At 77.1% G+C, this 4,924-nt stretch carries 4 protein-coding genes; all 4 read left to right on the top strand.

All coding sequences use genetic code 11. The features are described from left to right. The first annotated feature begins 299 nt into the window (after window positions 1-299). Window positions 300-1,124: a siderophore-interacting protein gene (locus AC0CYZ_RS31600; protein WP_472222211.1), complete on the top strand. Its 825-nt coding sequence runs from the start codon at window positions 300-302 to the stop codon at window positions 1,122-1,124. 77 nt (window positions 1,125-1,201) lie between these two features. Next, entirely contained in the window at window positions 1,202-3,373 is a 2,172-nt protein-coding gene (locus AC0CYZ_RS31595; protein WP_472222209.1) for a VWA domain-containing protein, read from the top strand. Window positions 3,374-3,383: 10 nt separating this feature from the next. Next, entirely contained in the window at window positions 3,384-3,998 is a 615-nt protein-coding gene (gene cobO, locus AC0CYZ_RS31590) for a cob(I)yrinic acid a,c-diamide adenosyltransferase (protein ID WP_472222207.1), read from the top strand. Window positions 3,999-4,015: 17 nt separating this feature from the next. After that, the coding region (locus tag AC0CYZ_RS31585) for a cobyrinate a,c-diamide synthase (protein WP_472222205.1) at window positions 4,016-4,924 on the top strand (909 nt) is incomplete at its 3' end.

Genomic DNA, 4,924 nt, shown 5'->3' with positions numbered 1-4,924 from the left:
CACGTCGGGACCTTCCGGAGACCCCGACGGGGGAGCGGGCCCGGCAGGCGTCGGGGCGCCGCTCCGGAGGGGCACGGAGGGCGGTGGTCCGACGGTGTGGAGGCCGGGTGTCGGGGAGGCGGCGGCGCGGCGACGGCTGGGTCATCAACCGCCCTCGTGAGATCCAGGTCACGGGCCTGGCAAGCAGATTCGCACGGTCAGGGGTGCCGCACAACGGTCTCCGGCGCACGGGCCCGGGTCACAGCCCGTTCTCACCGCGGTTGGGTAAGGTGACCCTTACCTAAGCAGCAGGAGGTTCCATGGCGTCCCCGACGGCCCCGGCAGCACCCCGACGCGGCGGTCCGGGCCACCGCCTGACCGTGCTCCGGTCGGAGCGGCTCACCCCGCACCTGGTCCGCGTCGTGCTCGGCGGCCCCGGCGTGGCCGGCATCCCCGACAACGGCTACACCGACCGCTACGTCAAGCTCGCCTTCCGCCGACCCGGCGTGACCTACCCCGAGCCCCTCGACGTCGGGGCGGTGCGCGAGACGATGCCGCGCTCCGACTGGCCGATCATGCGCACCTACACGATCCGCTCCCTCGACCACGCCGCCGGCGAGATGGTCATCGACTTCGTCGTCCACGGCGACGAGGGGGTGGCCGGGCCCTGGGCGCTCGCCGCGCAGCCGGGCGACGAGCTCGTCCTGCAGGGCCCCGGCGGCGCCTTCGCCCCGGCGGCCGACGTGGACGCCCACGTGCTCATCGGCGACCTGGCCGCGCTGCCCGCGATCGCCGCCGCCTGCGAGCGGGTCACCCCGGGCACGCCGGTCCACGCCGTGATCGAGGTCGACGGCCCGGACGACGAGATGACGCTCGAGTGCCCCGGGGCGCTGTCGGTGCGCTGGGTGCACCGGCAGGCCGGCGAGGAGCTCGTCGAGGTGGTGCGGGCCGCGTCGTGGCCCGAGGGCCGCGTCCAGGTGTTCGCGCACGGGGAGACGAGCGCGATGAAGGCCCTGCGCGGCTACCTGCGCGAGGAGCGCGGCGTCGAGCGCGAGCTCGTCTCGATCTCCGGGTACTGGCGCCGCGGGCTGGACGAGGAGGCGTTCCAGGCCGACAAGCGGGCCGGGAACGGCGTCGCGGTGTGAGCCACCTCGTCCCCCGTCGCCTACATCTCAGCGGTCGATGAGATGTCGGGCGGCGCGCGGGATTAGGGTCGCCTCCCGTGACCTTCCCCTTCTCGGCCGTCGTCGGCCACCCGGACCTGCGGCTGGCCCTGCTGCTCTCGGCCGTCGACCCGGGGATCGGCGGCGTCCTGGTGCGCGGGGAGAAGGGGACGGCGAAGTCGACCGTCGTCCGGGCGCTCGCGGCGCTGCTGCCCGAGGTCACGGTGCGCGCCGGAGACCGCTTCGGCGTCGACGTCGAGGCGGGCGAGGAGAGCCCGGACGGTCCGTTCGGCCCGGACGTGCCGGTCGAGCGGCGCCCGGCGCGGCTCGTGGAGCTGCCCGTCGGGGCCTCGGAGGACCGGCTGATCGGATCGCTGGACCTGCAGGAGGTCCTCGCCCACGGCCGGGGCTCGGTGCAGCCGGGCCTGCTCGCCGCAGCGCACCGGGGCGTGCTCTACGTCGACGAGGTCAACCTCCTGCACGACCACCTCGTCGACCTGCTCCTCGACGCCGCGGCGTCCGGGCGCTCGCACGTGGAGCGCGACGGGGTCTCGTTCGCGCACCCGGCGCGGTTCCTGCTGGTCGGGACGATGAACCCCGAGGAGGGCGAGCTGCGCCCGCAGTTGCTCGACCGCTTCGGTCTGACGGTCGCGGTGACCGCCTCCCGCGCCGTCGCCGAGCGGACCGAGGTGGTGCGCCGCCGCCTCGCCCACGACGCCGACCCGGCCGGGTTCGCCGCCCGCTTCGCCCCCGCCGAGGACGAGCTGCGGGCCGCGCTCACGGCCGCCCGGTCGCGGCTGGGCGCCGTGGTGCTCACCGACCGCGAGCTGGTGCGGATCTCGGCGGTGTGCGCGGCGGTCGAGGTCGACGGGATGCGCGCCGACGTCGTCCTCGCCCGGACCGCGGTGGCCCACGCCGCATGGCGCGGGGCCGAGGCGGTCGACGTCGACGACGTGCGGGCGGCCGCCCGGCTCGCGCTGCCGCACCGGCGTCGCCGGGACCCCTTCGACGAGCCGCACCTCTCTGACGAGGAGCTGGAGAAGGCCCTCGAGCAGGCCGAGCAGGCGGTGCGCGACTTCGACGACGAGCAGCCCCCGGACCCGCCGTCGGGGGGTGACGGCGGTCCTGACGACGGCGGCCCGGACGATTCCGACGGGGGCCCGTCCGACGGCGCCCAGGACGACGGCGGACCACCCGGGGCCGAGGCCGGCGACGACCTCGATCCGAACGGGGCCGGGTCGTCCGGCGGCTCCGAGGCCGCCGCGCCGCCGTCGGGCCCGGCCTCCGGGGTCGAGCCGCCCGCGAGCGGCCGCGACGACGGGGCTTCACTGCCACTGGACGCAAGCGTCGACGCTCCGCTGGCATCAGGGGGCGCCGACGAGTCCGCGGGCCGCCCGGTCGGGGCACCCACCCCGACGCGGCTGCGCACCCGGCGCTTCGAGGTGCACGGGATCGGCGAGGGCGTGCCCGGGCGCCGGTCCCGGGCCCGGGGACGCCGCGGACGCACCGTCCGGGCCGTCGTCGAGACCCCCGTCTCCGGGCCCGCGCCGCACCTGCCGGCCACCGTCCTCGCGGCGGTCCGCGGTGGCCGCCGGGGTCGGCCGGGGCCGGACGACCTACGGCACGCCCAGCGGGAGGGGCGCGAGGGGAACCTCGTGCTCTTCTGCGTGGACGCGTCCGGGTCGATGGCGGCGCGCCGCCGGATGAGCGCGGTGACCGGCGCCGTCGTCGCCCTGCTGCGCGACGCCTACCAACGGCGCGACAAGGTCGGCGTCGTCACCTTCCGCGGGTCCGGCGCCGTCGTCGCGCTGCCGCCGACGACCTCGGTCCACACCGCGCACCACCGCCTCGCCGACCTGCGCACCGGCGGCCGCACCCCGCTGGCCGACGGCCTGCGGACCGCGCGGCGGGTGCTGCGCGCCGAGCGGGTGCGCGACCCGCGCCGCCGCGGCCTGCTGATCGTCCTCACCGACGGGCGCGCCACCGTTGGGGCCGGACCGGGCGCGGGCACCCCGCTCGAGGCCGCGCTCACCGCCGCCCGCGGGCTCGCGCGCGAGGCGGGGCCCGGACGGGGCGGGGCCGCGATGAGCACCGTCGTCGTCGACTGCGAGTCCGGGCCGGTGCGCCTCGGCCTCGCCGGCCGGATCGCCGGGGCCGCCGCGGGTGCGATCGTGACGCTGGACGAGCTCACCGGCGAGAGCGTGGCCGCCGTCGCCCGCGCCGCCGTCTAGGGAGGAAGCCATGCCCCAGGGAGTCCCCGCCACGGTGCCCGCCGACGGGCTCACCACCCGCCAGCGCCGCCGCCGTCCGCTCGTCGTCGTGCACACCGGACCGAACAAGGGCAAGTCGACGGCCGCGTTCGGGATGGCGCTGCGCCAGTGGACGGCCGGCGCGGACGTCGCGGTGTTCCAGTTCGTGAAGTCGGCGAAGTGGCGCGTCGGGGAGGAGACCGCGCTCAAGGCCCTCGGCGAGCTGCACGCGAGCACCGGCCAGGGCGGGCCCGTCGAGTGGCACAAGATGGGCGAGGGCTGGTCCTGGTCGCGGAAGCCGGGCTCCGAGGAGGACCACGCCGAGGCCGCCCGCGAGGGCTGGGCGGAGATCCGGCGCCGGCTCGAGGCCGACACCCACGACTTCTACGTCCTCGACGAGTTCACCTACCCGCTGAAGTGGGGGTGGGTCGACGTCGACGAGGTCGTCGAGGTGCTGCGCGACCGACCCGGGAACCAGCACGTCGTGATCACCGGCCGGGACGCCCCGCCGGCGCTGATCGACCTCGCCGACCTGGTCACCGAGATGACCAAGATCAAGCACCCCATGGACGCCGGGCAGAAGGGCCAGAAGGGGATCGAGTGGTAGGGGTCCTGCCCCCGCGGGTGGTGATCGCCGCGCCGTCGTCGGGCAGCGGGAAGACGACGGTCGCCACCGGGCTGCTGGGCGCCCTCGCCGCCCGCGGCACCCGTCCGGCGCCGTTCAAGATCGGCCCGGACTACGTCGACCCCGGCTACCACGCGCTCGCCGCCGGGCGCCCGGGCCGCAACCTCGACCCGGTGCTCGTCGGGGCCGAGCGCCTGCCCGGCCTCGTCGTGCACGGGGCCGCCGGCACCGACCTGGCCGTCGTCGAGGGCGTGATGGGCCTGTTCGACGGCCGTCTCGCGCGTGGATCCGGGCCCCAGGACACGGACACGCACGCACGAGCGCGCAGCGCGCACGACGACGGCTCCACGGCGCACGTCGCGCGCGTGCTCGACGCGCCGGTGGTGCTCGTCGTCGACGCCCGCGGCCAGCACCGCTCGGTCGCCGCCCTCCTCCACGGGTTCGCCCACTTCGACCCGCGGGTGCGCCCGGCCGGCGTCGTGCTCAACCGGGTCGGGACCGAGCGGCACGCCGAGGCACTGCGGGCGGCGTGCGCGGAGGTCGGGATGCCGGTGCTCGGCGTCGTGCCGCGCCGCGCGGAGCTGGCCGTGCCCTCGAGACACCTCGGCCTGGTCACCGCGGCCGAGCACGGCGACGCGGCCCGCGACGCGGTGGCCGCGATGACCGCCCTGGTGGCCGCCCACGTCGACCTCGACGCGGTCGAGGCCCTCGCCCGCCGCGCCCCCGCGACGCCGGCCGCGTCGTGGGACCCGGTCCTGGAGGTGACGGCAGCCGGGGACGGCCCGCCCGCCACGGCGACGACGGGGGCCGGCCTTCACCTTCGGCTACCCCGAGCACGCCGAGCTGCTGATCGCGGCGGGCTGCGAGGTCGTCGTGGTCGACCCGCTGCGCGACGAGGCGCTGCCCGA

The organism is Actinomycetospora sp. (assembly GCF_055612215.1).
The sequence above is the reverse complement of the archived record's forward strand: the minus strand, read 5'-3'. Positions and strand labels throughout refer to the sequence as shown.

Bases quoted from the DNA above. Each gene is read 5' to 3' on its own strand.
- AC0CYZ_RS31600 (WP_472222211.1), top strand. From the start codon at position 300: ATGGCGTCCCCGACGGCCCCGGCAGCACCCCGACGCGGCGGTCCGGGC.
- cobO (WP_472222207.1), top strand. From the start codon at position 3,384: ATGCCCCAGGGAGTCCCCGCCACGGTGCCCGCCGACGGGCTCACCACC.